18 protein-coding genes and 1 tRNA gene are annotated in these 24625 nt (G+C 71.2%); 8 read left to right on the top strand and 11 right to left on the bottom strand.

The genetic code is table 11. The features are described 5' to 3' along the window. Positions 1–13: 13 nt before the first annotated feature. Positions 14–799, top strand: a complete 786-nt coding sequence (locus tag AB0G20_RS13850) for a GntR family transcriptional regulator (protein WP_361300678.1) — start codon at positions 14–16, stop codon at positions 797–799. Here the strand turns inward: AB0G20_RS13850 and AB0G20_RS13845 are convergent. After that, a complete protein-coding gene (locus AB0G20_RS13845) occupies positions 789–1592 on the bottom strand; it encodes a DUF427 domain-containing protein (protein WP_361300675.1) in 804 nt (267 codons plus the stop codon). The two genes, AB0G20_RS13850 and AB0G20_RS13845, sit on opposite strands and share 11 nt — an antisense overlap. A gap of 77 nt (positions 1593–1669) precedes the next feature. Then, positions 1670–2653, bottom strand: coding sequence for an aldo/keto reductase (locus AB0G20_RS13840; protein WP_361300673.1), 984 nt, complete (start codon positions 2651–2653; stop codon positions 1670–1672). A 275-nt stretch (positions 2654–2928) separates the two neighbouring features. Here AB0G20_RS13840 and galE point away from each other — a divergent pair, with 275 nt between their 5' ends. Both galE and AB0G20_RS13830 read left to right on the top strand, forming a co-directional pair. Next, positions 2929–3999: a UDP-glucose 4-epimerase GalE gene (galE, locus tag AB0G20_RS13835; RefSeq protein WP_361300670.1), complete on the top strand. Its 1071-nt coding sequence runs from the start codon at positions 2929–2931 to the stop codon at positions 3997–3999. A 181-nt stretch (positions 4000–4180) separates the two neighbouring features. Then, positions 4181–7282, top strand: coding sequence for an EAL domain-containing protein (locus tag AB0G20_RS13830; RefSeq protein ID WP_361300667.1), 3102 nt, complete (start codon positions 4181–4183; stop codon positions 7280–7282). A 67-nt stretch (positions 7283–7349) separates the two neighbouring features. On the opposite strand, the gene AB0G20_RS13825 is transcribed toward AB0G20_RS13830, so the two are convergent. After that, positions 7350–9254, bottom strand: a complete 1905-nt coding sequence (locus tag AB0G20_RS13825) for a glycoside hydrolase family 15 protein (RefSeq protein WP_361300664.1) — start codon at positions 9252–9254, stop codon at positions 7350–7352. A gap of 198 nt (positions 9255–9452) precedes the next feature. Between AB0G20_RS13825 and AB0G20_RS13820 the strand changes: the two genes are divergently transcribed. After that, positions 9453–11063: a flippase gene (locus AB0G20_RS13820; protein WP_361300661.1), complete on the top strand. Its 1611-nt coding sequence runs from the start codon at positions 9453–9455 to the stop codon at positions 11061–11063. A gap of 33 nt (positions 11064–11096) precedes the next feature. Here the strand turns inward: AB0G20_RS13820 and AB0G20_RS13815 are convergent, their stop codons facing one another. Continuing rightward, a complete protein-coding gene (locus AB0G20_RS13815; RefSeq protein ID WP_361300658.1) occupies positions 11097–12188 on the bottom strand; it encodes a GNAT family N-acetyltransferase in 1092 nt (363 codons plus the stop codon). 223 nt (positions 12189–12411) lie between these two features. Here AB0G20_RS13815 and AB0G20_RS13810 point away from each other — a divergent pair, with 223 nt between their 5' ends. Beyond that, positions 12412–13497: a GNAT family N-acetyltransferase gene (locus tag AB0G20_RS13810; RefSeq protein ID WP_361300655.1), complete on the top strand. Its 1086-nt coding sequence runs from the start codon at positions 12412–12414 to the stop codon at positions 13495–13497. Positions 13498–13535: 38 nt separating this feature from the next. Here the strand turns inward: AB0G20_RS13810 and AB0G20_RS13805 are convergent, their stop codons facing one another. Then, entirely contained in the window at positions 13536–14879 is a 1344-nt protein-coding gene (locus tag AB0G20_RS13805) for a UDP-glucose/GDP-mannose dehydrogenase family protein (protein ID WP_361300652.1), read from the bottom strand. 59 nt (positions 14880–14938) lie between these two features. Beyond that, complete coding sequence (locus AB0G20_RS13800) at positions 14939–16132, bottom strand: sugar transferase (RefSeq protein WP_361300649.1); 1194 nt, start codon at positions 16130–16132, stop codon at positions 14939–14941. Between the two features lie 350 nt (positions 16133–16482). Here AB0G20_RS13800 and AB0G20_RS13795 point away from each other — a divergent pair, with 350 nt between their 5' ends. After that, positions 16483–17700, top strand: coding sequence for a glycosyltransferase (locus AB0G20_RS13795; RefSeq protein WP_361300959.1), 1218 nt, complete (start codon positions 16483–16485; stop codon positions 17698–17700). Here the strand turns inward: AB0G20_RS13795 and AB0G20_RS13790 are convergent. Genes AB0G20_RS13790 through AB0G20_RS13775 form a run of 4 tightly spaced genes read right to left on the bottom strand, consistent with a single transcriptional unit; the run spans position 17633 to position 22639 of the window. Further along, entirely contained in the window at positions 17633–18400 is a 768-nt protein-coding gene (locus AB0G20_RS13790; RefSeq protein WP_361300646.1) for a polysaccharide deacetylase family protein, read from the bottom strand. The genes AB0G20_RS13795 and AB0G20_RS13790 overlap by 68 nt on opposite strands. Further along, positions 18397–19077: a hypothetical protein gene (locus AB0G20_RS13785; RefSeq protein WP_361300643.1), complete on the bottom strand. Its 681-nt coding sequence runs from the start codon at positions 19075–19077 to the stop codon at positions 18397–18399. Before AB0G20_RS13785 ends, AB0G20_RS13790 begins: the two co-directional genes overlap by 4 nt. A gap of 11 nt (positions 19078–19088) precedes the next feature. Then, the gene (locus AB0G20_RS13780; protein WP_361300640.1) at positions 19089–20492 is read right to left on the bottom strand and encodes an O-antigen ligase family protein; all 1404 of its coding nucleotides are present in this window, start codon (positions 20490–20492) and stop codon (positions 19089–19091) included. Continuing rightward, positions 20492–22639: a glycosyltransferase gene (locus tag AB0G20_RS13775; RefSeq protein ID WP_361300637.1), complete on the bottom strand. Its 2148-nt coding sequence runs from the start codon at positions 22637–22639 to the stop codon at positions 20492–20494. The genes AB0G20_RS13780 and AB0G20_RS13775 overlap by 1 nt, the downstream gene beginning before the upstream one ends. Positions 22640–23072: 433 nt before the next feature. Here AB0G20_RS13775 and AB0G20_RS13770 point away from each other — a divergent pair, with 433 nt between their 5' ends. Next, positions 23073–23795, top strand: coding sequence for a TetR family transcriptional regulator (locus AB0G20_RS13770; protein WP_361300634.1), 723 nt, complete (start codon positions 23073–23075; stop codon positions 23793–23795). A 117-nt stretch (positions 23796–23912) separates the two neighbouring features. Here AB0G20_RS13770 and AB0G20_RS13765 read toward each other — a convergent pair. Then, positions 23913–23986 (bottom strand) — tRNA-Pro (locus AB0G20_RS13765). Positions 23987–24084: 98 nt separating this feature from the next. Between AB0G20_RS13765 and AB0G20_RS13760 the strand changes: the two genes are divergently transcribed. Beyond that, the gene (locus AB0G20_RS13760; protein ID WP_361300631.1) at positions 24085–24624 is read left to right on the top strand and encodes a DUF309 domain-containing protein; all 540 of its coding nucleotides are present in this window, start codon (positions 24085–24087) and stop codon (positions 24622–24624) included. The last annotated feature ends 1 nt before the right edge of the window (position 24625 follow it).

Genomic DNA, 24625 nt, shown 5'->3' with positions numbered 1-24625 from the left:
GGGGGGTTCATCCATGGCGAAGCCCGGTGGCCGGGCCCGGACGACGGCGGCCCCTGCGCTCGGTTCGCTGGACTTCGCCCTGGACCGGGGCAGTCCCGTGCCGCTCTACCACCAGCTCGCACAGCAGCTGGAGGCGGCGATCGAGCAGGGGGTCCTCGCCCCGGGGAACCTCCTGGGCAACGAGGTCGACCTGTCCGTGCGCCTCGGCCTGTCCCGCCCCACCGTCCGCCAGGCCATCCAGTCCCTCGTCGACAAGGGGCTGGTGGTCCGGCGGCGCGGGGTGGGCACGCAGGTGGTGCACAGCCAGGTCAGACGCCCGCTGGAACTGAGCAGCCTCTACGACGACCTGGAGGCGGCCGGGCAGGCGCCGACCACCGAGGTCGTGCGCCACGAGGTCGTCCCGGCCTCCGGCGACGTGGCCGCCGCCCTCGGTGTGCCGGAGGGTGGCGAGGTGACCGTCCTGGACCGGCTGCGCCGTACGCACGGCCGGCCGGTGGCGCTGCTCCGCAACCACCTGCCGGTGCCCCTGCTGGACCTCGACGGCGCCCGCCTGGAGTCGACCGGCCTGTACCGCATGATGCGCTCGGCGGGCATCACCCTGCACAGCGCCCGCCAGACCATCGGCGCCCGCGCGGCGACCGCCGAGGAGGCGTCCCGCCTGGACGAGCGGGAGGGGGTGGCGCTGCTCACCATGCAGCGCACGGCGTACGACGACACGGGGCGCCCGGTCGAGTACGGAACGCACATCTACCGGGCCTCGCTCTACACATTCGACTTTCAGTTGCTGGTCAGGACGTGAGACTCGCGGTGAACGGCGTGACCGGGCGCTCCAGGCCTTCGCCGTCCACCGTGATGTCGACGGCTTCGTTGTAGAAGGCGTACAGCCCCTGCACGTCGGCGACGGCCGGCAGCGGGCCCGGATAACTCCAGAGGATGTTCCGGGGCACGTCGCCCTCGCCGCGCCAGGTCCAGTACCGGGCCTGTCCCTTGTACGGGCACGCGGTGCGGTGGTCCGTCGGCTCGAACAGGTCGAAGCGGATGTCGTCGCCGGGGATGTAGTAGCGGGTCGGCAGGCCGGTCTCGAAGAGCAGCACGGGACGCACGGTGTCCGCCACGAGGGTGCCGCCGATGCCCACCTGGACGTGCCGGCTGCTGGACAGCGCATCGACCCGTTTGTGCGGGTCGCGCGGATGGACGAAGATCTCTTCCTCCTCCTCGTACCAGTGGTCCAGGCCGCTGTCCCAGCGCCGGAACCACTCGAAGACGATGTGCCCGGCCAGGTCGTCCGCGGGGAACGTCCAGGCCGCGTTCGCCACGGGCTCGCCGCCGGCGTTCAGGTCGTAGAAGATCTGTGATCCGGTGTGCGTACCCGTGGGCGGGTGCTCGGCGGGGCGCAGGAGGTCGGTTCGGACATCCTCCCGGGGGAAGGCGTACTGCGGTACGGGCAGGTGGGGCTCCCAGACGAGGACCGGGTGCCGGCTGTCGACGACGGTGACGTCGCCCTTGCGGCCGCGCACCCAGCGCTCGCTGGGCTCCCACATGAGGCCTTCCGGGGTGGTGCGCACGGATCGGGCGGCGGGGTGGGTGGTCATGGCCGCGTGCTCCCTCCGGATGTTCCGGTACTCCTCCACGATGCCACCATCGGGCCGCCCGGGCCCTCGCCCAGGGTTCAGTGCGCCGCCTCCAGCCGGGCATGCTGTTCCGGCGTCAGCTCCAGGTCCACGGCGGCCAGGTTCTCCTCCAGCTGGGCCACCGACGACACGCCGGCCAGGGGGACGACGGGCAGCGCCCCGCCGAGCTGCCGGGCGAGCACGACCTGGTTGACGGTCGCGCCGGTCTCCCGGGCCACCTCGTGCAGGACCTTCAGGCGGGCCGGGGTGCCCGGGTGGTCGTAGTCCGAAGGCAGCCGCTCCGGCCGGGTGTAGGCGCCCTTCAACAGGGGCGAGTAGGCGACCAGCGTGAGCCCCGGCTCGTCCCGCAGATAGCCGAGGAGGTCGGGGCCGGCATGGCCGAGGCTGCCGTCGGGGAAGAGGTCGCTCGGCACGTCGGTGCGGGGACGCAGGTGGCTGTGGGCGTACTGGAGCACCTCGTAGCCGGGGAGCCCGGCCGCCGCCGCGACGGCCCGGGCCCGCTCCACGCGCCAGACGGCGTGGTTGCTCACCCCGAGCACGCCCACCGTGCCCTCGGCGACCAGGGCGGCGAAGCCTTCGACGGTTTCGCGCAGCGGCACCCTCGGGTCCTCGATGTGCGCGTACAGCACGTCCAGGCGGTCCACGCCCAGGCGCTCCCGGCTGCGTTCGGCGGACTCCCGGATCACCTTCGCCGACAGGCCCTCGGCGTTGTCGACGTAGCTCGTGCCCGGGGCGAGGGGACGGGCACCGAGCTTGGTCGCGATGACGACCTCGTCGCCGATCCCCCGGTTGCGCCGCCACCGTCCCAGCAACTCCTCGCTCTGCCCGCCCTGCCCCCCGTCGGCCCAGAAGGCGTAGTTGTCGGACGTGTCGATGAAGCTGCCGCCCGCCTCGACGTAGCGGTCGAGGATGGCGAAAGACGTCTTCTCGTCGGTCACGGAGCCGAACAGCATCGCGCCGAGCGCGAGCACGCTCACCCGGCGGCGGGTCCGCGGATCGGTGCCGATGGTGCGGTACTTCATGGCTGTTCCCTCCCTCGCACACCCCGCTCCGGGGTGCTCGAAGGGGAGTCTTCAACTTGAAGTGCGCTCCACGTCAAGGGCCGGTGAGGAGAACGGCGCGGCTCGCCGGGAGTGGCGGACGCGCCTTGACTCAGGCGGGACCTATGCCGCAAAGTTGTACATATACACCGTAAACATACGGCACCTCCGATCGCACGCAGGATGGGTCCCCCATGGTGCGCAACGGGCCGGTCACGGCCGATCCTCCCGGGGCGGATACCCGCCCCGGAGCGAGCATGCCCGCCGGAGCCCCCTGGGCGCCGTCGACCGTCCTGGTGACCGGTGGAGCCGGTTTCATCGGCAGCCACACCTGCGTCGAACTCCTCGATCACGGCTACGAGGTGATCGTGGTCGACGACTACTCCAACAGCTCCCCCCAGGTCTTCGCCCGGGTGGAGCGGATAGCGGGCCGCTTCGTCGGCGCCGTCTACGAGCTCGACATCCGCGACCGGCGCGCCCTGTCGGCCGTCTTCGACCGGCACTCCATCGACGCCGTCGTGCACTTCGCCGCGTACAAGACGGCGGAGCGGTCGAAGCGGATGCCCGTGCACTACTACGACGCCAACGTCGGCGGCATGACGTCCCTGCTGCGGACCATGCACGACCACGGGGTGCATCACCTCGTGTACCCGTCGACCTGCTCGGTCTACGGCGACGCCGGACCCGGCCCGCTCGATGAGAAGACCCCCGCCCGGCCCGCCAACCCCTACGCGTCCTCGAAGTGGATCTGCGAGCAGATCCTCGCGGACGTGTGCCGACACTGCCCCGAGTGCACCGTGCTGTGCCTGCGCTACTCCACCCCCGCCGGGGCGCACCCCAGCGGGCTGCTCGGCGAGGACGCGCGGGACGCGTCGGACACCCTGATGTCGTACGTCGCCCAGGTGGCCGACGGCAGACGCGGGCGGCTGCGCGTCTACGGCGACGACTACCCCACCCGTGACGGAACCACGGTCCGGGACTACCTGCACGTCATGGACGTCGTCGAGGCACACCGCATGGCGCTCGACCATCTCACGGACGGGCCGGGCATGCGCGTGTACAACATCGGCGCCGGGCAGGGCAGTACGGTCCTCGACGTCGTCGCCGCCTTCTCCCGGGCGAGTGGCCGCCCCATCCCCTACGACATCCTGCCCCGCCGCCCGAGTGACGTCCCCGAACGCGTCACGGACTCGTCCGCCGTCAGTCTCGCCTGGGGGTGGCGCCCCACCCGGGGTCTCACCGACGTGTGTCAGGACGCGTGGCACTTCCAGCGGCTCAACCCGTACGGCTACGCGGACGGCCCGCGCCAGCCGGACCGTCACGAGTAGGGCCCTCATGTCGCCCCCGGCCCTGCGCACGGCACACCGGGCGGACCCGATCACTCGACCGGGTCCGCCGGCTCCGCGCGAACGCCCGTCGGGCCGCCTGCGCGGGCGCGGTGGGACATCTGTCAGTCACCGGCTCAGGGCAGCCCTCCTCGTTCTGGTCGGCACGCTGACCGTGCTCTACATGACCGTGCCGGATCTGCGCACGCCCCTGTGGGCCGTCATCGGGCTGGCGAGTGCCGGCGCCGTCCTCTGCGGTGTGCACCTCCACCGGCCCGCCCACCGCTGGCCCTGGTGGACGCTCGCCGCCGGCCTGGTCGCCTTCACCGCGGGGGACACGTACTACAGCGTCCAGGAGGCGTCCTTCGCCGCGGCCAGCCCCTTCCCGTCCCTGTCGGGCGCCTGCTACCTGGCGGTCTATCCCCTGTTCGCCGCGGGCCTGTTCGGTCTGGTGCGGTACCGCTGTGCGGGCCGCGAGCTGCCCAGCCTGCTCGACGCCCTGATCGTGACCACTGGCATCGGCCTTCCGGTCTGGGTCCATCTGGTCCAGCCACTCACCTGGCTGGAGGGTCTGACCTGGCAGGAACGCGCGTTCAGCATCGCCTGTCCGCTCGGGGACGTGCTCGTGCTGGCGCTCCTGGTCCGCCTGCGCTCCCCCACCCACGCGTCCGGCATGAACCGTGCCGTACAGCTCCTCGTGCTGGGGACACTCACGCTGCTCTGCTTCGACATCGCCTATGGCGTCCTTCAGCTCCATGGCACATGGCAGGCGGGCACGCTGCTGGACTCCGGCTGGATCGTCTTCTACGCGGCATGGGGACTGGCCGCCCTGCACCCTTCCATGGCGGAGCTCACCGCCGCTCAGTCCCCGCCACGCTCGCTGCTGCCACCGTGGCGGCGGCTCCTGATGCTCGGGGCCGTCACGCTGGTGCCACTCGTGATCCTCATCCACGAGGAGGCCACGGGCCGTATGCGGGACGCGACGGCGCTCGCCGCGTTCTCCGGCACGCTGTTCCTGCTGGTGAACCTGCGGCTCGCCGTGATGGTCCTGGGGTACCGCGCGGCAGCGGCGCGGGAACGAGCCCTGCGCTCCGCCGCCACCGCGCTGGTCGCGGCGTTCTGGCCCCATGAGATCGCGCGGACCTGCGAGGCGGCGGTCACCGGCCTCATCGGCGGGAAGGTCCGGCACGCCACGATTGTTCTGCCGGTCCAGGACGCCCGCGACCTGTACGCACGCCTGGCGAGTCGCCCCGACCGGAGTGACGGCATCGCAGGCGGGGAACGGACCGTGCCCGCACGCGGCGGCTTCGGCGCCGACCGCGGCGAGAGGCCCCCCGAGCCCGCCGGCCGGCGCGCCCTCATGGTCCCCACCGCCGTCTGCGGGCCGGTCGTCGCCGCCCGGCTCGGAGGGCTGCCGACCGCTCTGGTCTGCCCCATGATCCAGCCCGGCCGCCCGGCGGACGGCGAGCTTCCGGGCGTGCTGGTGGCGGCCGGCCCCGAGCAGCGCCTCGCCGAGGTGCGCGACTCGCTGGAGATCCTCGCCTGGCACGCCGGGCTGGCGACGGAACGCGTCGCGCTGCGGCAGGAGGTCGTCCGCAAGGAGAGCGAAGCGTACTTCCGCACCCTCGTGCACAACGCCTCGGACGTCATTCTGATCGTCGACGACGACATGACCGTCCGTTACGCCAGCCCCTCCTCCCTCACCGTGTTCGGCAGCGCCGAGCTGACCGGGGCCCTGCTGCCGGACCTGGTGAACTCCGAGGACAGCGGCCGCGTGGTGCAGACCCTCACCGCGCTCCGGAACACCGGGCGGCAGGAGACGCGCGACCACTGGTGGGTGGCGCGGGGCACCAGACGGATCGAAGTGGAAGTGCGCTGCCGTGACCTGCGGGAGGACCGGACAGTCAGCGGCCTGGTCGTCACGCTCCGGGACGTCACCGAGCAGCGGCAGCTGGAACACGACCTCACCCAGCGGGCCTTCCACGACTCGCTGACCGGTCTGCCCAACCGGACGCTGTTGCTGGAGCGCACCGAACGCGCGCTGCTCCGCGGCCGCCGGGAGTCGACCGTCACCTGTCTGCTCTTCGTCGACCTGGACGACTTCAAGACCGTCAACGACACGCTGGGCCACTCGGTCGGAGACCACCTGCTGCGCGCGGTGGCGGAGCGGCTGGCGGCGGTGCTACGCCGTACCGACACGGCCGCCCGCCTCGGCGGGGACGAGTTCGCCGTCCTGATGGAGGACGCCAAGGAGCCCCTGGACGGCGAACTCCTGGCCGCACAGCTGATCCAGACACTGAGCAGGCCGTTCCAGCTGGCCGGCGCGTCGGTGCGGGTGTCGGCCAGCGTGGGCATCGCCACGGCCAGGGACAGCACCGACGCCCAGGAGCTGCTGGCCCTCGCCGACGTCGCGCTGTACGCGGCGAAGGCCGCCGGGAAGCGGCAGTGGCGCCGCTTCCAGCAACACCAGCGCGTGCGCATGGCGGAACGGCACGACCTCAGGGCGCGGCTGGACAGCGCGGTGGCCCGGCAGGAGTTCGATCTGCGGTACCAGCCGGTCGTGGACATGGCCGCGGACGAGGTGGTGGGCTTCGAGGCCCTGGCGCGCTGGCCTCGGCTGCACCACGAGCCGGTCCCGCCGACGCAGTTCATCCCGCTCGCCGAGGAGACCGGGCACATCTCGGCCCTGGGTGCCTGGGTGCTGCACAGCGCCGCTGCCGACATGGCCCGGCTGCAGCGCCGCATGCCGGGGCTCACGCCGCCGTACCTCAGTGTCAACGTCTCCGCCCGGCAGTGGCACGACACGGACTTCCTGGAGCAGGTGTGCCACGCCCTCGACGACGCCGGGCTGGTTCCGGGCACGCTGCAGCTGGAGCTCACCGAGTCGGTGCTCATGCGGCGCACCGAGCAGATCGACAGGCTCCTGCGGGCACTGAAGGACCGCGGCGTGCGCATCGCCGTCGACGACTTCGGCACCGGCTACTCCTCGGTGCGCTATCTGCGGGACTTCCCGATCGACGTCCTGAAGATCGACAAGTCGTTCATCGACGACATCCCGGCCGATCCCCGGCAGATCGCTCTCGTCGAGGGCATCGTCCACCTCGCCGACGCGCTGGAGCTCCAGGTGATCGCCGAGGGAATCGAGCAGCCGGCGCAGCGGGAGCTGCTGGAGAGGATCGGCTGCCGGTACGGGCAGGGGTACCTCTTCGCCCGGCCGATGACGGTGGAGCAGAGTGAGGTGGCCCTGCGGCGGCGGGCCGCCGACCGGTTTCCCCCACGCGGCTGAGCGAAAGGCGCCGCCGCTGAACGAAAGGCGCCGTCCCTGAACGGACGGCGCCCACTCGACGAGCCGCTCACCCGCCGACCGGCACCGCCGCACCGTGCGAAAGGCCGCGAGAGGCTCGGCGTCGCACGCTGAGCGCCCGTTGCGCGGAGCCGCGCCCGTTGCGCGGGGCCGTCACGCCGGGCCGGATCTCACCTGATGCCGGTGACAGGGCGAACGCCGTCTCCACCAGGGCGATATGGCTGAGCGCCTTCGGCGCATTCCCCAACTGCCGGCCCGCGTCCGGGTCCCACTGCTCGGCGAGCAGCCCCACGTCGTTGCGAACGGCGAGGACGCGCTCGAAGGCGTCGCGAGCCTCCTGCGGACGACCGGTCGCGGCGAGAGCGTCGGCGTACCACAGGGAGCACGAGACGAATGTCCCCTCGTGGCCGGGCATGCCGTCCGACGCCCTCCGGCGGCCCTGGCCGTACCGGCGCATGAATCCTCCGTGGCCCAGCCCGCGCATGGCACGGACGGTGCCGCGCACCCGCTCGTCCCGGGCCGGGAGGAAACCGAGCCGGGGTATCAGCAGGGCGGAGGCGTCCAGGGCCGACGAGCCGTACGACTGTACGAAGGACCCCTGAGCGGTGTCCCAGCCCTCCCGGCAGACTTGCCGGTGCGCCTCTTCTCGCATGGCCCGCCACTCTCCGGAGGAGCCGTTGCGGCCGAGCAGTTCACCCATGCGCAGGGCGCGGTCCGCGGCCACCCACGCCATCACCTTGGAGTGCACGAACTGTTTCCGCGGTCCCCGTACCTGCCACGGCCCGAGATCGGGTTGGCGCCAGTGCCGCTGCAGGAACCCCATCAGCGCCTCGACCAGGTCCCACACATGAGCCGGCATCGCTATCCCGGCGCGCAGCGAGTGCCACAGCGTGTCGATGACCTCGCCGTACACGTCCAGCTGGAAAGAGCGCACCCCGGAGACCCCGAACCGCACCGGCTGGGAGCCCTCGTAGCCCGGCAGCCACGGCGCCTCGGTCTCCGGCAGCAGCCGCTGTCCCTTGACGCCGTACACGCTCTGCAGATCGGCGGGGTCACCCGCGAGGGCGCGCACCAGCCAGTCCAGCCAGGCCGTGGCCTCCTCCCGGTAACCACTGCGCAGCAGGCACGACAGGGTCCGTGTGGAGTCGCGCAGCCGGCAGAACCGGTCGTCCCAGTTGCGCTCCCCTCCGATGGTTCCGGGGAGTGAGGTGGTCGGCGCGGCCACGATGCCGCCCGTGGGGGCGTAGGTGAGCGCCTTGAGTGTGATGAGGGAACGCACCACGGCGTCCCGCCAGGGCCCCTCGTACTGGCACTGGCCGCTCCAGCGCCGCCAGAAGTCGCCGGTCTGCTTGAGCGCGGTCTCAGCCGGGACGGACAGGGGCTCGGGCGGGCTGGGCCGGTGGGAAGGCGACCACACCAGCGTCAGCGCCATACGCCGGCCCGCCGGGACGGTGAAGTACCGGATCGTGGCCTCTTCGCCGCCTTCGACCCGCTCCGGAGTGTCTCCCCCCAGCCATACGGCGTCCGGTCCGGCGACCGCGACGGTGCAGTCTCCGACGTCGCGCACCCAGGGCACCACGCGGCCCTGGTGGAAGCGCAGGCACAGTTCGCTGCGCACGGTCACGCTCCCCGACAGGCCCTCGATGACCCGCACCAGACACGGCAGGCCCGCCCGGGGCGGCATGAAGTCCGTGACCCGCACGGTCCCTGTGGCCGTCTGCCATTCGGAGTCCAGAATCAGTGTGTCGGGACGGTAGGCGCGTCGGGTGCAGGAGCCGCCCGAGACGGGGGCGATCCGCCAGAACCCGTTGTTCTCGGTGCCGAGAAGTGCGGCCAGACAGGCCGGTGAGTCGAAGCGCGGCAGACACAGCCAGTCGATCGCACCGTCCCGGCCGACCATGGCAGCGGCCTCCAGATCACTGAGGAGGGCGTAGTCCTCGATCCGTGCGCTCATGATCGCTGCCTCCGTCCCCGGGGACCTGCCCGCAGGGACTCGCGTTACAGAAGACGTATGTTTACGTCGTATATTTACAATCTTCCTCCCGTCGTCGATCGAGGTCAACCCCGTTCGGGCGACGTCCTTCGTCCATTGGCAGGCCCGCGCGGTGTGAGTGACGATGAAAAGGATCAGCCCTTCAGGGACATGGCAGGGGTGCTGCACTTTGAGCTGCTTGCACGTACGCCGAACGGATCCTCGGTCGGCGGCGACGCCCTCGTGAAGACCCGGCACCGCCCGGTCCGTTACCGTTTCGGCAGGCTCCGCAAGCGGAAGGAAACCGCGCCTCCGGTGGAGCCGGGCGACCGTGCCGGCCGGGCCGCACCCACCAGCGACCGGACGGTACGCACCGCACGCACCATCGTGGTGCTCGGCGTCACCGAGGTCATCGGCAAGCTGTCCATGGTGCTGGTGGTCATCGGCGCGGCGCGGCTGCTCGGGGTAGCGGACTTCGGCGTCTTCGCCTACGCCCTGGCCGTGGGCGCGCTGGCCACGACCGTCCCCCTGTGGGGCTACGACACGATCGTGGTGCAGCGGGCCAGCGCCGCACCCGAGCGGCTGCGGGCGCTGCTCGCCCAGCTCCTGGTCATGCGGACCGGCCTGGTCGTGCTGGTCTTCGCGATCATCTGCGGGGCGCTGGCACTCTCCCGGCCCTCTGACACCGATACGGCCCTGGCGGGACTGATCGTGGTCGCCGCCGTCCTGCTGGACACCTTCACGGAGGCGTACCGGTCCGCCGCGGCGGCCAGGCAGCGGCAGAACACCATCGCCGTCGTTCACCTGCTGCAGCGCCTGCTGACCGCGGCCTGGGTACTGACCGCGTTGCTGCTGGACACCGGGCTCCTGGGACTGGCCCTCGCCTATTTCGCCGGGACGGCCGTCGGCCCGGTGGCCGCCGTGCTGCTGACCCGACGGCAGGGGACGCACGCCGACTGGGGCGCCGTATCGGTCGGGTCACTCGTCCGACTCAACCGCGGAACCTGGATGATCGGCCTGGAATCCATCGTCGCGATGGCCCTGTTCAGGCTGGACACGCTGTTCCTCGGCTGGCTCGCGGGCAACCGGGCGGTCGGCATCTACGCCGCGCCCTATCGTCTGCTCGAGACGGCCGTGTTCGTCTGCTGGGTCGTGAGCCGGGCGGTGTTCCCTCTGATGGCCTCCGATCCGAGGCCCCATCGTGTTCGCCGTCACACCGAGCGCGGCATCGGTGTCCTGGCAGCCGTGTTCATCCCGTACATGACGGTGCTGCTGTGCCGGGGACACGACGTGCTCCTGCTTCTCTTCGGCGAGCCGTTCGCCGACGCCGGCACGGACACGCTGCGCTGGCTGGCGCCGGCACCCCTGTTGTTCGGCGTCGCCTATCTGCTCAGCGACGCCCTGACCGCGGCCGGTCCGACCCTGCGTGCGCTCACCGGCGCGGTGACGGCCCTGGTGGTCAACGTGGTGCTCAATCTGTCACTCATCCCCCACTACGGCGGGGTCGCCGCGGCGTTCACGACGTCGTGCTCGTACGCCGTCGCAGCCGTCATGCTGGTCCTTCTCGGCCGCGCGAGGATCGGACGGCCCCGGCTGTCGCGAACCGTCCTGCCCGCGGTCGTGGCCTCCGGCCTCGCGGCCGGGCCACTGCTGGCTCCATGGCCCCTCGCACCGGCCCTGCTCGCCGCCGCGGTGGTCTACGTGTCCTGCTGGGCGGTCATCGCACGTCGCCTCGATCCGGAACAGATCCAGGTGCTTCGCGAGATGTTCAAGAGGCGCAGGAGCGCATGACCGATACCGGGCGAGGGATCCGGCGGCCGACGGTCAGCGGAGCCGCTCCACCGCGCTGACCGCTTTGACGGCGACGCGGCGGACCCTCGGGTGGGAACGGACCGCGGCGCGAGCGGTACGGTCCGACGCCGTCCACGCCCGCCACAGCGCCGCCCTGGGGGTGTGCCGGGCCACATACCCCTCGGTCAGGGTCAGATCCGCCGTCTTGAGTTCCTGCTTGTGGAGCTCGGCCCCCTTGCCCAGGTCGATATGCGCGATGCCCAGATCCGCGGCGGCCTCGGCGACCTTGACGGACAGCAGGACTCCGGGCGAGTACCAGGCGAACCGCGTGTCGTAGGCGGGGAACCAGCAGGCGAGCACGTGGCGCGACCGCAACTCGTAGCGCATGGCGACGAGTTCCTCGCCCGCGTAGAGCGCGGACAGAGTGCCCGAGCAGAAGTCGGAGGGCAGGTCGAAGAGTTCCCGGAGAATCGCCCGGAACCACTCCTGGGAGAGAAGGTCCCGGCGTAGCCCCTTCGCCCGCAACTGGGCGGACTTCCAACGGATCAGGATGTCGAGGAGGGCGGGGTCGGGCGTATGGAAGACCAGACGGACCGGGCCCACTTCGCGGCTCAGTTTTCGCTCCTTTCTCCGCGCCGCCTTGAGGGGTTTGCTCCGAAGGCGTTCCAGACGTTCGATGTACGCGCCGGCTTCGCCATTCAGTTCCATGATGGGCGAGGAGACTCGCGCGCGAGGCGTGCCCGCGTCTTCGAAGGGGGTCTGTCCCGCGGCCAGGTGGTCGTACTCCCAGACCGAGAGGTCGCATGCCCGGAGCAGTTCCTGGGGGTCCCAGGCGAGGCCCGGCTCGTGAATCAGGCCCTGGCAGTCGCAATATCCCGAGCCTATGGGCTTGCCGGAGCCGAGGGCATGCCGTTCGAAGGGGAAGAATCCCACGGTACGGGGGCCCTCCGGGTCCGGGACGGTGAGCCGGGCCACCCTGGCGTTCGCGCGCTGGTGCCCCACCGCCCGCGTGAATTCGGGCGAGAAGAAGGGGTTGGCCAGCGCCAGGTCGGCTCGCTGCATGGCGTGCCACGCGCTGATGTCGGCGGTGGTCAGTTCGTCGGGCCGGAGGACCGTGACGTCCATCGCGATCACCTCAGTAGCCAGTCTAAGTACCCTTTTCCCTTTCCAGCCACGTGGACATTCAGCAACGATTCCTTCCGCAATCCGGGTACGTCCACTGCCGTTTGATCAACGCCGAACATTGATCCTTCTCGGTGCTTTTCCGAGATGCCCGCCTGAGGTGCACGGCCTAAAATCGGAAGGTGGGTACGGGTGGGTCCCCTCCGCGAGGGAGGCAGGAGAGGCTGTGAGCGGATCTGCTGCAGTCCTGATCGATACGCCTGCCGGACCTGTGCGGGTCACCACCCCGGCGCCGCGTGAGACCTGGCGGGGGCTGGCCGAGCGGGACCCGGCGACACAGGTCACTCAGATTCCCGCATGGCTCGACTGCATCTGCGCGACCGGGCCGTACCGCGACGCCAGTCGCTTGTACGAGTTCGACGACGGCAGGCAGTTGGTGCTCCCGCTGGTGGGCAGGCAGATGCGCCCGCGCCGGCTGGGCGAGGAGGAGTCCTGGCCGGGCGAGTGGGGCATCGGGGGACCGGTGTTCCCGGGAAGTGTCGGTTCAGCAGAGGCCGAGGCGGTGTTCGACGACCTGGCGCGTGGACCGGCCAACCGAGTCAGTGTGTGGTTCCGCCCCGGGAACGACGACGTATGGTCGCGCGCCGCGTCCGACAGCTTCCGTCTCGATCCGCACACGGCGCATGTGCTGGACCTCGAGGGTGGATTCGACACGGTGTGGGAGCGCCGCTTCCATCAAGGGGTGCGGCGCGGAGTCCGCCAGGCCGAGCGCTGCGACATCGAGGTCGAGGTGGACCGAACCGGCCGTCTGGCCCCGGACTTCTACCGCCTGTTCGAGCTGTCGATCCCGCGCTGGGCCGGCCAGCAGCACGAACCGCTGACGCTGGCCCGCTGGCGCAGAACGCGTATCTTCCCCCCGCAGAGGCTGGAGACGGTCGCCGCCCGGCTCGGGGAACAGTGCGCGATATACATGGCTCGGCATGCCGGGGAGCCCGCCGCGGCGATCGTCGTCCTGCGGTACGGCAACCACGCCCTGTACTGGCGCGGCGCCATGAACCGGGAACTGGCTCATCCGATTCGCGCCAATCACCTGCTGCACCGGTTGGCGATCGAGGACGCGTGCGCCGCCGGCTGTCTGCAGTACGACATGGGAACCTCGCGCGAGGAGACGACCCTGCGCAGATTCAAGGACAGCTTCGGAACGGAGAGCACCTCGTCTCCTCGGTACTTCCGTGAGCGGCTTCCCACCTCCGTGCCCGGACGGGGGCTTTGGTGGGCCGTCAGGCACGTGATTCGCTTCAGGGCGGTCTGACGCCCCGTCACCTCCCGAGTGCGGACTGCGAGCGGTGCTCACCACGCTTCCTCGGGTGGATCAACCGGCGACGGCCGTCCGAACGCCCGGAACACCCATCCCGAGGACCGCCAGCGCGCCGCGTCCAGGGTGTGGCGTGCATCGAGGATCACCGGTCTGCGCACCACCGCGGCGAGTTCGGCCGGATCGATCTCGCCGTACTCGGGCCATGCGGTGAGATGCAGGACGACGTCCGCCTCCTCGCACGATTTGGGCACGTCCAAGGTGAACTGCAACCCGGGGAAGAGGGCGCGGCCGCGATCGGCGGCCTCCGGGTCGTGCACGCGCACCCGCGCACCCTGGCTGCGGATGCCCTCGGCGACCGCGAGGGCCGGCGAGTCACGCACGTCGTCGCTGCCGGGCTTGAAGGCCGCGCCCAGCACCGCGACATTCCGGCCGGAGAAGGATCCACCGGCGAGCTGTTCCGCCAGAGTGATGGTGCGCAGGCGCTGACGCATGTTGATCTCGTCGACCTCACGCAGGAAGCCCACCGACGCACCGAGCCCCAGTTCCTCCGCCCGGGCGACGAGAGCCCGGATGTCCTTCGGCAGACAACTGCCTCCGAACCCGAGTCCCGGCTGGAGGAACGGGTGTCCGATCCGCGGGTCCTGGCCGATGGCCTCCGCCAGGGTCACCACGTCGGCACCCATGGCGTCGCACAGTTCCGCCATCGCGTTGATGAACGAGATCTTGGTCGCGAGGAAGGAGTTCGCCGCGAGCTTGACCAGTTCGGCGGTGGGCAGGTCGGTGCTGATGAAGGGTGTGCCTGCGTGCACCATGGGCGCGTAGATCTCCCGCAGCGTCGCATCCGCCCGCGGGGACACGACACCGGCCACCAGACGCTCGGGCCGAAGGGTGTCGTCCACGGCGAAGCCCTCGCGCAGGAACTCAGGATTCCAGGCGACCTCGGCCTGCGGCGCGACCCGGCCCAGCCGGTCCGCCAGCCGCGTCGCGGTCCCCACCGGCACGGTCGACTTCCCCACGACCAGGCACCAACCCTGCTGATCGCGCAGGTGAAGAGCCAGCTCATCCATGACGCCGTCGACGAAACGCAGGTCGGCGGCGTGGGAGTCGGGCTGCTGCGGAGTTCCCACGCAGACGAAGTGCGTACGGGCGAACCGGGCCGCCTCGGCAAGGGACCGGGTGAAGCGCAGACGGCCCGACTTCAGATTCCTGTTGAGCAATGCGTGCAGACCCGGTTCGTAGAAGGGCACTCTGCCCCTGGACAGGGCCGCGATCCGGTCGGCGTCGCGGTCGATGCCGAGGACGCTGTGCCCCATGTCCGCCATGCACGCGGCATGCACGAGCCCGACGTACCCGGTGCCTATGACTGTCAGCCGCATGGGAATTCCTCCATCGCCCTGTTCGGGATCACTCGCCGGCGCCGGTAGGGCGCGGGCGATCAGTAGGCACCAGTGCCACGCACCACGGCGCTCGCCGTGCGCAGCAGGATCTGCATGTCCAGTGCGGGTGACCAGTTCTCGACGTAGCTGAGGTCCAGGCGGAGGCTCTCCTCCCGCGAGAGGTTGCAGCGGCCGCTCACCTGCCAGAGTCCGGTCATCCCCGGCTTCACCAGCAATCTGCGCTTCATCATCTCGGTGTAGGCGCTGGGCTTCGCCGACAGCGGCCTGGGACCGACGAGCGACATCTGACCCATCGCGACGTTGAACAGCTGCGGAAGTTCGTCCAGTGAGGACCGGCGCAGAAACGCACCCAGCCTGGTCACCCGGGGATCGTCGGCGACCTTGAAGTACAGACCGTCACGCCTGCGGTCGACGGCGATCAATGCCGCTTTGCGCTGCTCCGCGTCCCGCTGCATCGTACGGAGCTTGATCACCGTGAAGGCCCGGCCGTCGAGCCCGAGCCTGCGCTGCCGGAAGAACGCGGGGCCCGGACTGTCCAGGCGCACCATGATCGCGAGGGCGACCAGGAGCGGCGCGAGGAGCACGAGGCCCAGGCCCGCCAGGATCCGATCGGACAGGGCTTTGGGTATGCGCGCCACCCGGGAGAGATTGGGCGCCCGCACACGCAACAGCGGCATTCCCGCGACCGCCGTGACGCTGATGCGCGCCGGAGCGACGTCGGGGAGGGCCGGGGCCAGCAACAGCTCGACGTCTTCTCCCCGCAGGCTCCAGGCCAGCTCGCGCAACGCCTCGGGGCCCAGGTCGGGGTGCGGCAGCGCCAGTACCGCGTCCGGTTCGCATCGGCGTGCCGTCCGGAGAACGTCCTCCATGCCGAACACCGGCACACCGAGCGAGGTGACCTCGTCGGCTCGGGCCGGATCCGTCAGGCACGCGGCCACGACCCGAAGACCGCAGGGTGTGTCCCGGTGCAGCTTGGTGATCAGTTCGGCCGCCGGACCGGCGGGCCCGACGAGCAGGATCAGCGGGGCCTGCCCCCGACCGGCACGGGCGGGCAGCATCCGCCCACGCCGGCCCTCGCGGGACAGGAACGCCAGCAGGACGGTGATCGTCGCGGCGAAGAGCACAGTACGGAGCAGCGGCCCCGAGGCGAGGAACCATACGACCGCTCCCACCGCGATCGAGATCATGCCGAGGGCCCGCAGCGCGGCGTGCAGGAGCCGGCGCCTCCTCACGCCTGCCCCCCGTGACCCCTCGCCCCCGCCGCGCTGTGGGCGGGTCGGGGCGGGATGCCGGACTTCCGGCGGGGCGGGGTGCCGGTCGGTGAGAGCAGTCCTGGACATGGCGGTCATGCCTCCTGCGGAGCCTGGCGCAGTCCCGAATCACAAGAAATGGGGCGTACGTTTACGTCATATACGTACATCCTATCCCAGTCGATCCATTCATGGCTACACTGCAGATATACGCAGTAAACGGACACTTAAGGATCTTCCCGAGGAGCTCTGGCGACGTGCCGACGACCCGCTTCGGATCAGGTCAACCCCTCGGCCGCGCACACGGTCGAGGGCCGCACCGCACGACCGTCCTGCACGTGGCGCAGTCCAGCGGAGGCGGCGTGGCACGCGTGGTGGCGAGCCTCGCGGCCGGCCAACTCGCCTCGGGCGACCGAGTCGTCGTCGCCTGCCTGCCGGACAGCAGACTCTCCTCCGCGGCCACGCAGTGCGGGGCCGAGGTGCTGGCCTGGCGGGCCACTCGGCAACCGGGCCGCGGGCTCCCCCGCGAGGTGAGGGATCTGTATCAGCTCATCGAGTCCGTCCGCCCCGACATCGTGCACCTGCACAGCTCCAAGGCGGGTCTCGCCGGCCGCATCGCCGTGCGCGGCCGGCTGCCCACCGTCTTCCAACCCCACGCGTGGTCGTTCAACGCGGTCAGCGGCGGCCTGCGGATCGCCTCCATCCGCTGGGAGAAGGAGGCGGCTCGATGGGCACACCAGGTGGTCTGCGTCAGCGAGGCCGAACGCGCCCAAGGCGTCGCGGCCGGAGTCGTGGCGCCCTACACGGTGATCCCGAACGGCATCGACCTCGACCACTTCGGCCACACGGAGCCCGCCGCGCGCGACAGAGCCAGGCTGCGGCTCGGTATGGCGCCGTCCGAGCCACTGGCTGTCTGCGTGGGGCGACTGTGCCGGCAGAAGGGCCAGGACATCCTGCTGAACGCCTGGCAGGACATCGGTGACCGGGTTCCCGGGGCACGACTCGTCCTGGTCGGCGATGGGCCGTACCGCGAGTTGCTCGGGCACCGGGCGCCCCCCGACGTCGTCTTCACCGGAGAGATCGAGGATCCTCGGGACTGGTACCTCGCGGCGGACCTCGTGGTCCTGCCCTCCCGTTGGGAGGGAATGGCACTGGCCCCGCTGGAGGCCATGGCCTCCGGCCGCGCCGTCGTCGTGACCGACGTGCCCGGGGCGCTCGAATCGCTGCCGCCGGGCCAGGCCGGGCGCATGCTGGTACCGCGTGGCGATTCCCGGGCCCTCGCCGCCGCCGTGACGGCCCTGCTGCCTGATCGCGGGGCCTGCGACGACCTGGGCGGACAAGGGCGTACACACGTGCGACGGCACCACGATGTGCGCCACGTGCTGGAGGGCACCCAGGCCGCGTACGAGGCCGCCCGCCGCGCCCGGGGTCTCGCCGCCGACCGCGGACGTTCGTCCGGAATCGGAGCGGGGCGGACCTCTGTCAGTTCCGTTCGGCGCGGCCGATCATGGCGTGCAGAGCCGGGCGCAGCGCGGGAACGCGACCGGTGATCCGGCGCATGGCCGGGTAGCTCCGCAGGGTCTTGATCCGGAACGTCGTATCCGTGTCGGTGGAGTTGACGTCGACGCGCGGGACCGCGTACCGCCCACCGCCGTGATGGGTGCTGAAGGCAACCTCGAAACCGGCCTCGGCGACCGCTCGCCGGGCCCTGGCGTCGTGCTCCCCGTAGGGGTAGGCAAAGGCGCGAGGGCGACGACCAGTGAGGTCGCGCAGGGCCCGGGCCGCGTCCTCGACGTTGCGGGACAGGGTGGTGGGGTCCGCCGCCGCCAGACCGCTGTGGTCCCAGCCGTGGCATTCCACATCCAGCCCCGCACGAGCCAGCGCCGCCACGCCCTCGGCGTCGACGAGTGGCTCGTCGGGCATCTCCGCCATCCAGCGGGACCTGCCGCCCAGCAGGCCACTGAGCACGAAGACGGTGGCGGGCACCTTGAGCTCCCGCAGGACCGGAAGCCCTTCGTCCACCATCGCCTGGTACCCGTCGTCGAAGGTCAACAGCACGCTTCGGCGCGGGACGGTCCGGTGCAGATACGCGTCGAGGGTCAGCGGCGTCCAGCCGCGCCGCAGCAGAGCGGTGAGCTGCCTGCGGAGCCGGTCCGGTGAGACGAACAGGTTGAAGAAGTCCTCCTCGGCGCTGCGTCGGCCTACCCCGTGGTACATCAGCACCAGGGGGCCCCGTCTCGGCGCGATCATGTCTCCTTCCCCGCTCGGCGGCTGAGCTGCCGGACGGCGAAGCCGGCCCAGCCCGCCACCAGCAGGGCCGCGGCCACGACGACGACACGGAGCAACGAGCGGGACGGCTTGAGCTGTGCCGCCGTGGGATCGGCCCGAGCGGTGATCTCCCCCGCGATCAACCGGTCGTTGCCCGCGGCTCTGTTGACCGTGGCAGCGATCGAGTTGGCCGCCACGGCGGCCTGGCGGGCGTTCGCGAGCGAGACGGAGATGTTGAGGTTCCCGGTGTTCGGCTCCACGGTGGCGGACAACGTGTCACGGAGTTGTTTGGGCGTCACCCCGGCCGCGTCGGCGGCGGAATCCACGGTGGCCGTCGAGCCTGCCACCACGGAGTACTTGTTGGCGATCAGTTCGATCACGTCCGCGTCGACGACGGACAGCGAGCGGGGGGCGAAGGAGATCGTGCTGGTCGTCGAATAGCGGGTGGGCAGCTGCTCGACCACCACCAGACCGACGCCGAGCACGATCAGGCCCGCCAGCAGCGCCGCCACCAGTCCGCGCCGACGCGGGCTGCCGGAGCTCAGAAAGCGCGCCGGGCCGGACTTGGCCGGGGCCGTGGCTCCGTCCTGGCCGGCCGTGACCGACCCCGTCCCGGCTCGTGACGCCGTACCGGATGCTCTGGCTTGCCAAGCTCTCATTTCTTCCCGCCTCAGGGTGTGTGGGTAGCCGTCCGGCGCGTTCGTGCACACGCCGCCAAAAGGCCGATGAACAGCCACGTCATGGTCGCGATGATGGGATTGCGCAGGGGGTAGTCGACCACCCCGTGGCCGAGGACGGCGGCCAGCGCGGCGGCCGAGCCCGCGGACACCATGCGCACGGTGGGGTCGCCGCCGCGATCTCCCCGCGCACCGCGATTGCGCAGCGCCGCCGCCGCTCCGACACCGACTGCGGTGACGAGCAGGGTCACGCCCAGGACTCCCTGCTCCGCGCCCACGGCGAGGAACAGATTGTGAGCGTGCTCCTCCCCCTTGGCGGCCGGTACGTGGGTGACGCCCTGCCGGGCGGCCCACGAATAGGAGGCGGGTCCGCTCCCCAGGAGCGGACGCTCGGACATCTGGACCACGGCCTCGGCTCTCGCGGCCGGCCGCTCGTCGTACGGGTTGCCCGGGCCGCCGAACACGGACAGCAACCGCTGGGCGATGAGAGGAGGGTTCACCGACGGTACGACTGCGAGCAGCGCCAAGCCGATGGTGAGCACCGTGGCCAGACAGAGCAGCGCCGGACGCGCCTCGCGCAGCAGCAGGGCGAGGACCAGGAGGCCCACGACCGTGCCGATCCAGGCCCCGCGGGACAGGCTCAGGAGCAGGGCCGTCAGGGCCAGCAGCGACGCCACCACGCTCAGTGCGACCAGCCAGGAACGACGCTGACGATGGGTCAAGGTGATCATTGCGACGCTGAAGCAGAAGACCATCGCCGCGCACAGACCCAACTCGTTGGGCTGTGCGAAGACTCCCACCGGCCGGTTGCCGACGACCGCGGCGTCACTGCTCGCCACCTCGAAGTCGGGAATCCGGGTCAGGGCCGTCACACACAGCACGGCTCCTCCGAGACAGAGGGCCATGGCGAGCACCAGCAGGTCGGAGTGGTCGGCCGTGGCCATGACGATGGCTGCCGCCAGCAGCAGGCCGACGACGTATGCGAAGTCCTGCCGCAGCGCACGGCTCGGATCGACGCCGAACATCGTGGACAAGAGGGCGGCCGTGACCAGCAGGGCCATGACGGCGAGCAGCGGCGACCAGCCGATGGGCCGTCCGCGTCCGCACAACCGGGCCGTCACGACGATCACCACCGCGCCCAGGACGAGCAGCCGTACGAGCGGCACCCCCAGAGGCAGGTCGATGTCCCCTGCCACCAGAAGGACGGCGAGGGCGGCCAGGGCCAGCACCGGCCGGTGGACGGCGATGACGGCCACGGTCAAGAGCACCGGCACCGCGAGGAGGAGAACGAAGCGGAGGGGCACACTCTGGCCGGAAACCCAGACGCCGACAGCCACGAGCGTCACGGCGAGGACACCGAAGACGCCCCGGAGGTCGATGGCCTTCTTCTGCTCCATCAAAGGCCGTCCGTGTCCGCAGCGGACTCAGTGGCCCGAACGGCCCTCAGCCGTCCGGCCAGACCGTGTACCGTGCCGGCCGCCTTGGCGAGATCGCGTACCACCACGACCAGGGGTATGGCGGGCAGGGCGGCCCAGTTGCGTCCGCGGATGGCCCGCGCTGCCGGCAGCGACAGGTAGACGATGGCCGCAGCCGCTGTGACGCGTCGGCCACGGGGCGTTCGCACGGCGGCCGCGGCGGCGGGGTAGGCGATGGCCCTCGGGATGTCACGCGCCATCAGACGGGGATCGGCCGAGCGCCCGCCGCCCTGGCCGTAACGGAAGTACATCCAGGCCGTCTTGCGCAGTGTCGGATGCTGCTTCCAGACCACTTCGGCGGACGCGACGACCACGGCCCGACGGCCCGCCGCGATGACGCTCTGCCCGAAGGCTATGTCCTCGGCCGACGTGAGATCTTCCCGGAATCCACGGGCGTCCCGCCATGCCTCGCGGGTGAAGGCCATCGAACGGCCCGGGGGTCTTGCCGCATCGAAGGCCCGGCCGAGGAACCGGGAGTACACACGGGTCCACGGCCCCGGATGACGCGCCTCCTCGGGCAGCGGAGACCCCACCAGTGCCATGGCCTCGTCGAGTGTGCCGTGACCGCTCACCCGGTAGACGCCGGCGAGGAGGTCGGCGGGGTTCGGCTCGGCCCACGCCGCGCGCAGCCTGGCCAGCCAGTCGGAGGCGGGGTCGCACCCCGCATCGGTACAGGCGATCAGCGAGTGCCGGGCCGCGCGCACACCGGCGTTGCGGGAGGCCGAGAGGCCCTGGTGGGGAAGGGCCAGGAGGCGTACACGCGCGTCCTCGGCCGCCCGGGCGGCGACGCGGTCAGCCGTGTCGTCCGTGGAGCCGTCGTCCACCACCACCAGTTCGTCGCCGTCGACGGTGAGTTGTGGCAGGAGGAGGCCGAGGAGTCGGTCGACGTCCTCTCCCTCGTTCCAGAAGCACGTCAGGACGGATATCGGCGCTGTGCCGGTCAGTCCCGCGCCGGGCAGGCGGGCAGCTTCGGACAGAGTCTGCGCGAGCAGTGCGGCACACGGCTCCGCGCCTGGATGAGCGGTGGCGCGGGACTGTCCGACCCTGCCCATCGCAGCGCGGGCCGCGGGGTCCTCCATGTGATGCAACGCGTCGGCCACCTCGGCGGGTTGCGCGGGTGGCACCGTGATCCCGGCGCGTTCACCCGGCCCGTCTATCCGGTCCGCGACGGGGCCGGGCGCTGTCGCGATCACGGGGACGCCGGACACCATCGCCTCGAGCGCGACCGCACCGAAGCTCTCCTGCTCCGGCCCGCTCCCGTACGGCTTGGTCAGCACGGCGACCGCGTCGGCGGCGGGGAGGAGCCGCCACGCGTCCGGCACCCAGCCGGTGAAGTCCACCCGGTCGGCGACGCCCAGGTCCTCTGCCAGCGTGGCGAGTCGACCGTGTTCGTCCGGCGCGGCCGGGTCTTCGGGGCCGATCACGGCAAGCCGCCAGTGGGATCCGCCCGGTTGGGCGAGCGCCGTGACGGCGTCGTCCAGGCCTTTGTATCCGACCAATCGTGCCGCCATGACCAGCAACAGCTCCCCCCGGTGGAGCCTCACCCCGCGCCGGGCGAGTTCCTGACGGGCGGTGTCTCGGGGCAGAGCGTCTCGCCCCGGAGCGGGGAAAGGGACGAGGGTCGCACGGGGGTGCCGCGAATCCGCGAGCAGGGCGGCCTCGGTCGCCACACAGGCATCGGTCAGGGCGGCGAGCGATGTCATGACGGGCCCGTCGAACGAGTGGTCGTGCTTGGCCCAGACGCACCGGACTCCCGCGAGCCACGCGGCTGGAGCGGCCACCACCGCGGCCTTGACCCCGTTGGCCAGGACCACGTCGGGGCGACTGCTCCGCAGCCGGCGCGCCAGCCACGCGGCTGCGCCTGCCACGGCGCCGCCGGACGCGCCGGTCGGGCGTACGACGCAGGGAATGCCCCGGCGGGTGAACTCATCGCGCAGCGGCCCGTCGGCGAGCAGCACGACCTCCGGCGCGAGCCGGTCGGTGGCGTCCAGCAGGGAGAGCAGCCAGAGTTCGGAACCACCCATGACACCGGCAGGGGCCACGACGGTGACGCGCAGCGGCTCGATCATGTGCTCCTCCTCGGCATGAGGATGACGCGCAGGGGGTGCACCTGTTTCGGGCCGGCGCAAGGGGCCACGAGCGAATATGCAGAAGTACCGAATCCGAATCCGAATCCGAATCCGAATGTCCTGACGCCGAACTCCGCGACAGCACGTGAGGAAAATGGGGAAGTGAGGCGGGAACTCCCCGGCGGGGAGCCGCAGCGAGAACTCCTGTTCAGGCAGCTCAATGCGGAACACCTCTGCCCTGTAGCGACACGGTCGGCGCTCATCAATCGTTACTCACACCGCTCGGGCGTGCCAACAGATGGCAGCCGTCATGAGTACGAGCCCCTGGCTGCTGCGACAGAGCCGCACATGTGCGGTGCCCCCGCATATCTTTACGTTGCGGAAGACTGATACCGACCCCGCGTCACCGGGTCGACATGGAGGAGGCACGCGAATGGCGAATGGCTCAGGGGCGAGCCCGGCTCGACGCGCCAGCGATCGCGGGCGCTACGGCAGGCTCAACCGGGAACGGGTACTGGCCGCCGCCCTGGAACTGGTGGATCGCGAAGGCCTCTCGGCACTGAGCATGCGCCGGCTGGGTTCCGAGCTCGGGGTGGAGGCGATGGCGCTCTACCGTTACGCGGCCAGCAAGGACGCCCTCCTGGACGGTCTCGTGGAGGCCCTGTACCTCGAACTGGAGGAACGGCTTGCCACCGGGGAGGATCCCCACGCCCTCGCCGACGTCCCCGCATGGCGCAACGGGCTCCACCGCATCGCCCGGACGACGTACGACGTGTGCCTCGCCCATCCCCGGGCCGTTCCCCTGCTCGCCACACGCATGCTGGCGGTGCCGCTGGCGCGGCGGCCCTCAGCCGTCCTCCTGAACCACGAACGGGTGCTGGCCCTGCTGAAGGATGCGGGGTTCGACGAAGCCACGGCATCGACCGTCTTCCGCGCCTTCACCGCGTGGCTGCTGGGTTATGTGTCGGTGGAGCTCCAGCCCATGGTGGACAACCCCGAGGAACCGGAGCCGGCCTTCCGTCTCGGCTTGCACCGCCTTCCGGCCCAGGAGCTGCCCACGCTCCGGGCGACGGTCGAGGCTCTCGCCGAGCGCGGCGGGCCGGAGGCGCTGGCCGCCGGGCTCGACGGGCTCCTCAACCGGTTCGTCACGGACTAGCCAGCGCGTCAGAGACCGGAGAGTCAGATCCGTCGGGGCCGGTTTCCGTGATCGCCCTCGGCCCAGGGACAGGAAAAGGTCCCCGCGGTTCTGTGCCCGCGGGGACCTTCCGCACCGTCGGGACGACAGGATTTGAACCTGCGACCCCTTGACCCCCAGTCAAGTGCGCTACCAAGCTGCGCCACGTCCCGGTGCGCGCCACCCGCGGTGAGCCGCGTGATCGCGCGAACAGCACTTTACCCCACACCCCTGGCCGCGCCGAAAGCGGGCCGGGCGGGACAATCGGCGTATGGGCAGCACAGGAGAGACTCACTCGGACCGGACAGGCGGCGCACGGGACCGCGACAGTGAGGGACGGGCGCGCAACGCCCGGCCCCGGGACGGTCTCGGGCGGCCCCTGCCGTACGGCACCGACGGTGTGCCCCGGCAGCCCGAGGGCGTCGTCCGCACCCCGGAGGAGACCGTCACCGAGGCGCAGCGGCTGCTGGACGACGGCAAGCCGTTCCACGCGCACGAGGTGTTCGAGGACGCGTGGAAGTCGGGGCCCGACGAGGAGCGCGAGCTGTGGCGCGGCCTCGCCCAGCTCGCCGTGGGGCTCACGCACGCCGCCCGGGGGAACCTGACCGGCGGGGCCCGGCTCCTGCGGCGCGGGGCGGGCGCGGCCGAGGCCTGGGTGTCCGGGGCCGGGCAGGCACTGCCGCACGGGATCGACGTCGTGAGCGTGGCCGCGTGGGCGCGGGAACTGGCCGGGGACGTCGAACGAACCGGCCGGCCGGTGGACGCGGCGGCGCGGGCGCCTCGGCTGCGGGGCCCGGCGGCCGGGCGCTGAG

The organism is Streptomyces sp. NPDC024017 (assembly GCF_040638895.1).
Classification (GTDB): Bacteria; Actinomycetota; Actinomycetes; order Streptomycetales; family Streptomycetaceae; genus Streptomyces.
The sequence above is the reverse complement of the archived record's forward strand: the minus strand, read 5'-3'. Positions and strand labels throughout refer to the sequence as shown.

Coding starts and splice junctions, on each gene's coding strand:
- AB0G20_RS13850 (WP_361300678.1), top strand. CDS start 14: ATGGCGAAGCCCGGTGGCCGGGCCCGGACGACGGCGGCCCCTGCGCTC.
- AB0G20_RS13845 (WP_361300675.1), bottom strand. CDS start 1,592: ATGACCACCCACCCCGCCGCCCGATCCGTGCGCACCACCCCGGAAGGC.
- AB0G20_RS13840 (WP_361300673.1), bottom strand. CDS start 2,653: ATGAAGTACCGCACCATCGGCACCGATCCGCGGACCCGCCGCCGGGTG.
- galE (WP_361300670.1), top strand. CDS start 2,929: ATGCCCGCCGGAGCCCCCTGGGCGCCGTCGACCGTCCTGGTGACCGGT.
- AB0G20_RS13830 (WP_361300667.1), top strand. CDS start 4,181: ATGACCGTGCCGGATCTGCGCACGCCCCTGTGGGCCGTCATCGGGCTG.
- AB0G20_RS13825 (WP_361300664.1), bottom strand. CDS start 9,254: ATGAGCGCACGGATCGAGGACTACGCCCTCCTCAGTGATCTGGAGGCC.
- AB0G20_RS13815 (WP_361300658.1), bottom strand. CDS start 12,188: ATGGACGTCACGGTCCTCCGGCCCGACGAACTGACCACCGCCGACATC.
- AB0G20_RS13805 (WP_361300652.1), bottom strand. CDS start 14,879: ATGCGGCTGACAGTCATAGGCACCGGGTACGTCGGGCTCGTGCATGCC.
- AB0G20_RS13790 (WP_361300646.1), bottom strand. CDS start 18,400: ATGATCGCGCCGAGACGGGGCCCCCTGGTGCTGATGTACCACGGGGTA.
- AB0G20_RS13785 (WP_361300643.1), bottom strand. CDS start 19,077: ATGAGAGCTTGGCAAGCCAGAGCATCCGGTACGGCGTCACGAGCCGGG.
- AB0G20_RS13780 (WP_361300640.1), bottom strand. CDS start 20,492: ATGGAGCAGAAGAAGGCCATCGACCTCCGGGGCGTCTTCGGTGTCCTC.
- AB0G20_RS13775 (WP_361300637.1), bottom strand. CDS start 22,639: ATGATCGAGCCGCTGCGCGTCACCGTCGTGGCCCCTGCCGGTGTCATG.
- AB0G20_RS13770 (WP_361300634.1), top strand. CDS start 23,073: ATGGCGAATGGCTCAGGGGCGAGCCCGGCTCGACGCGCCAGCGATCGC.
- AB0G20_RS13760 (WP_361300631.1), top strand. CDS start 24,085: ATGGGCAGCACAGGAGAGACTCACTCGGACCGGACAGGCGGCGCACGG.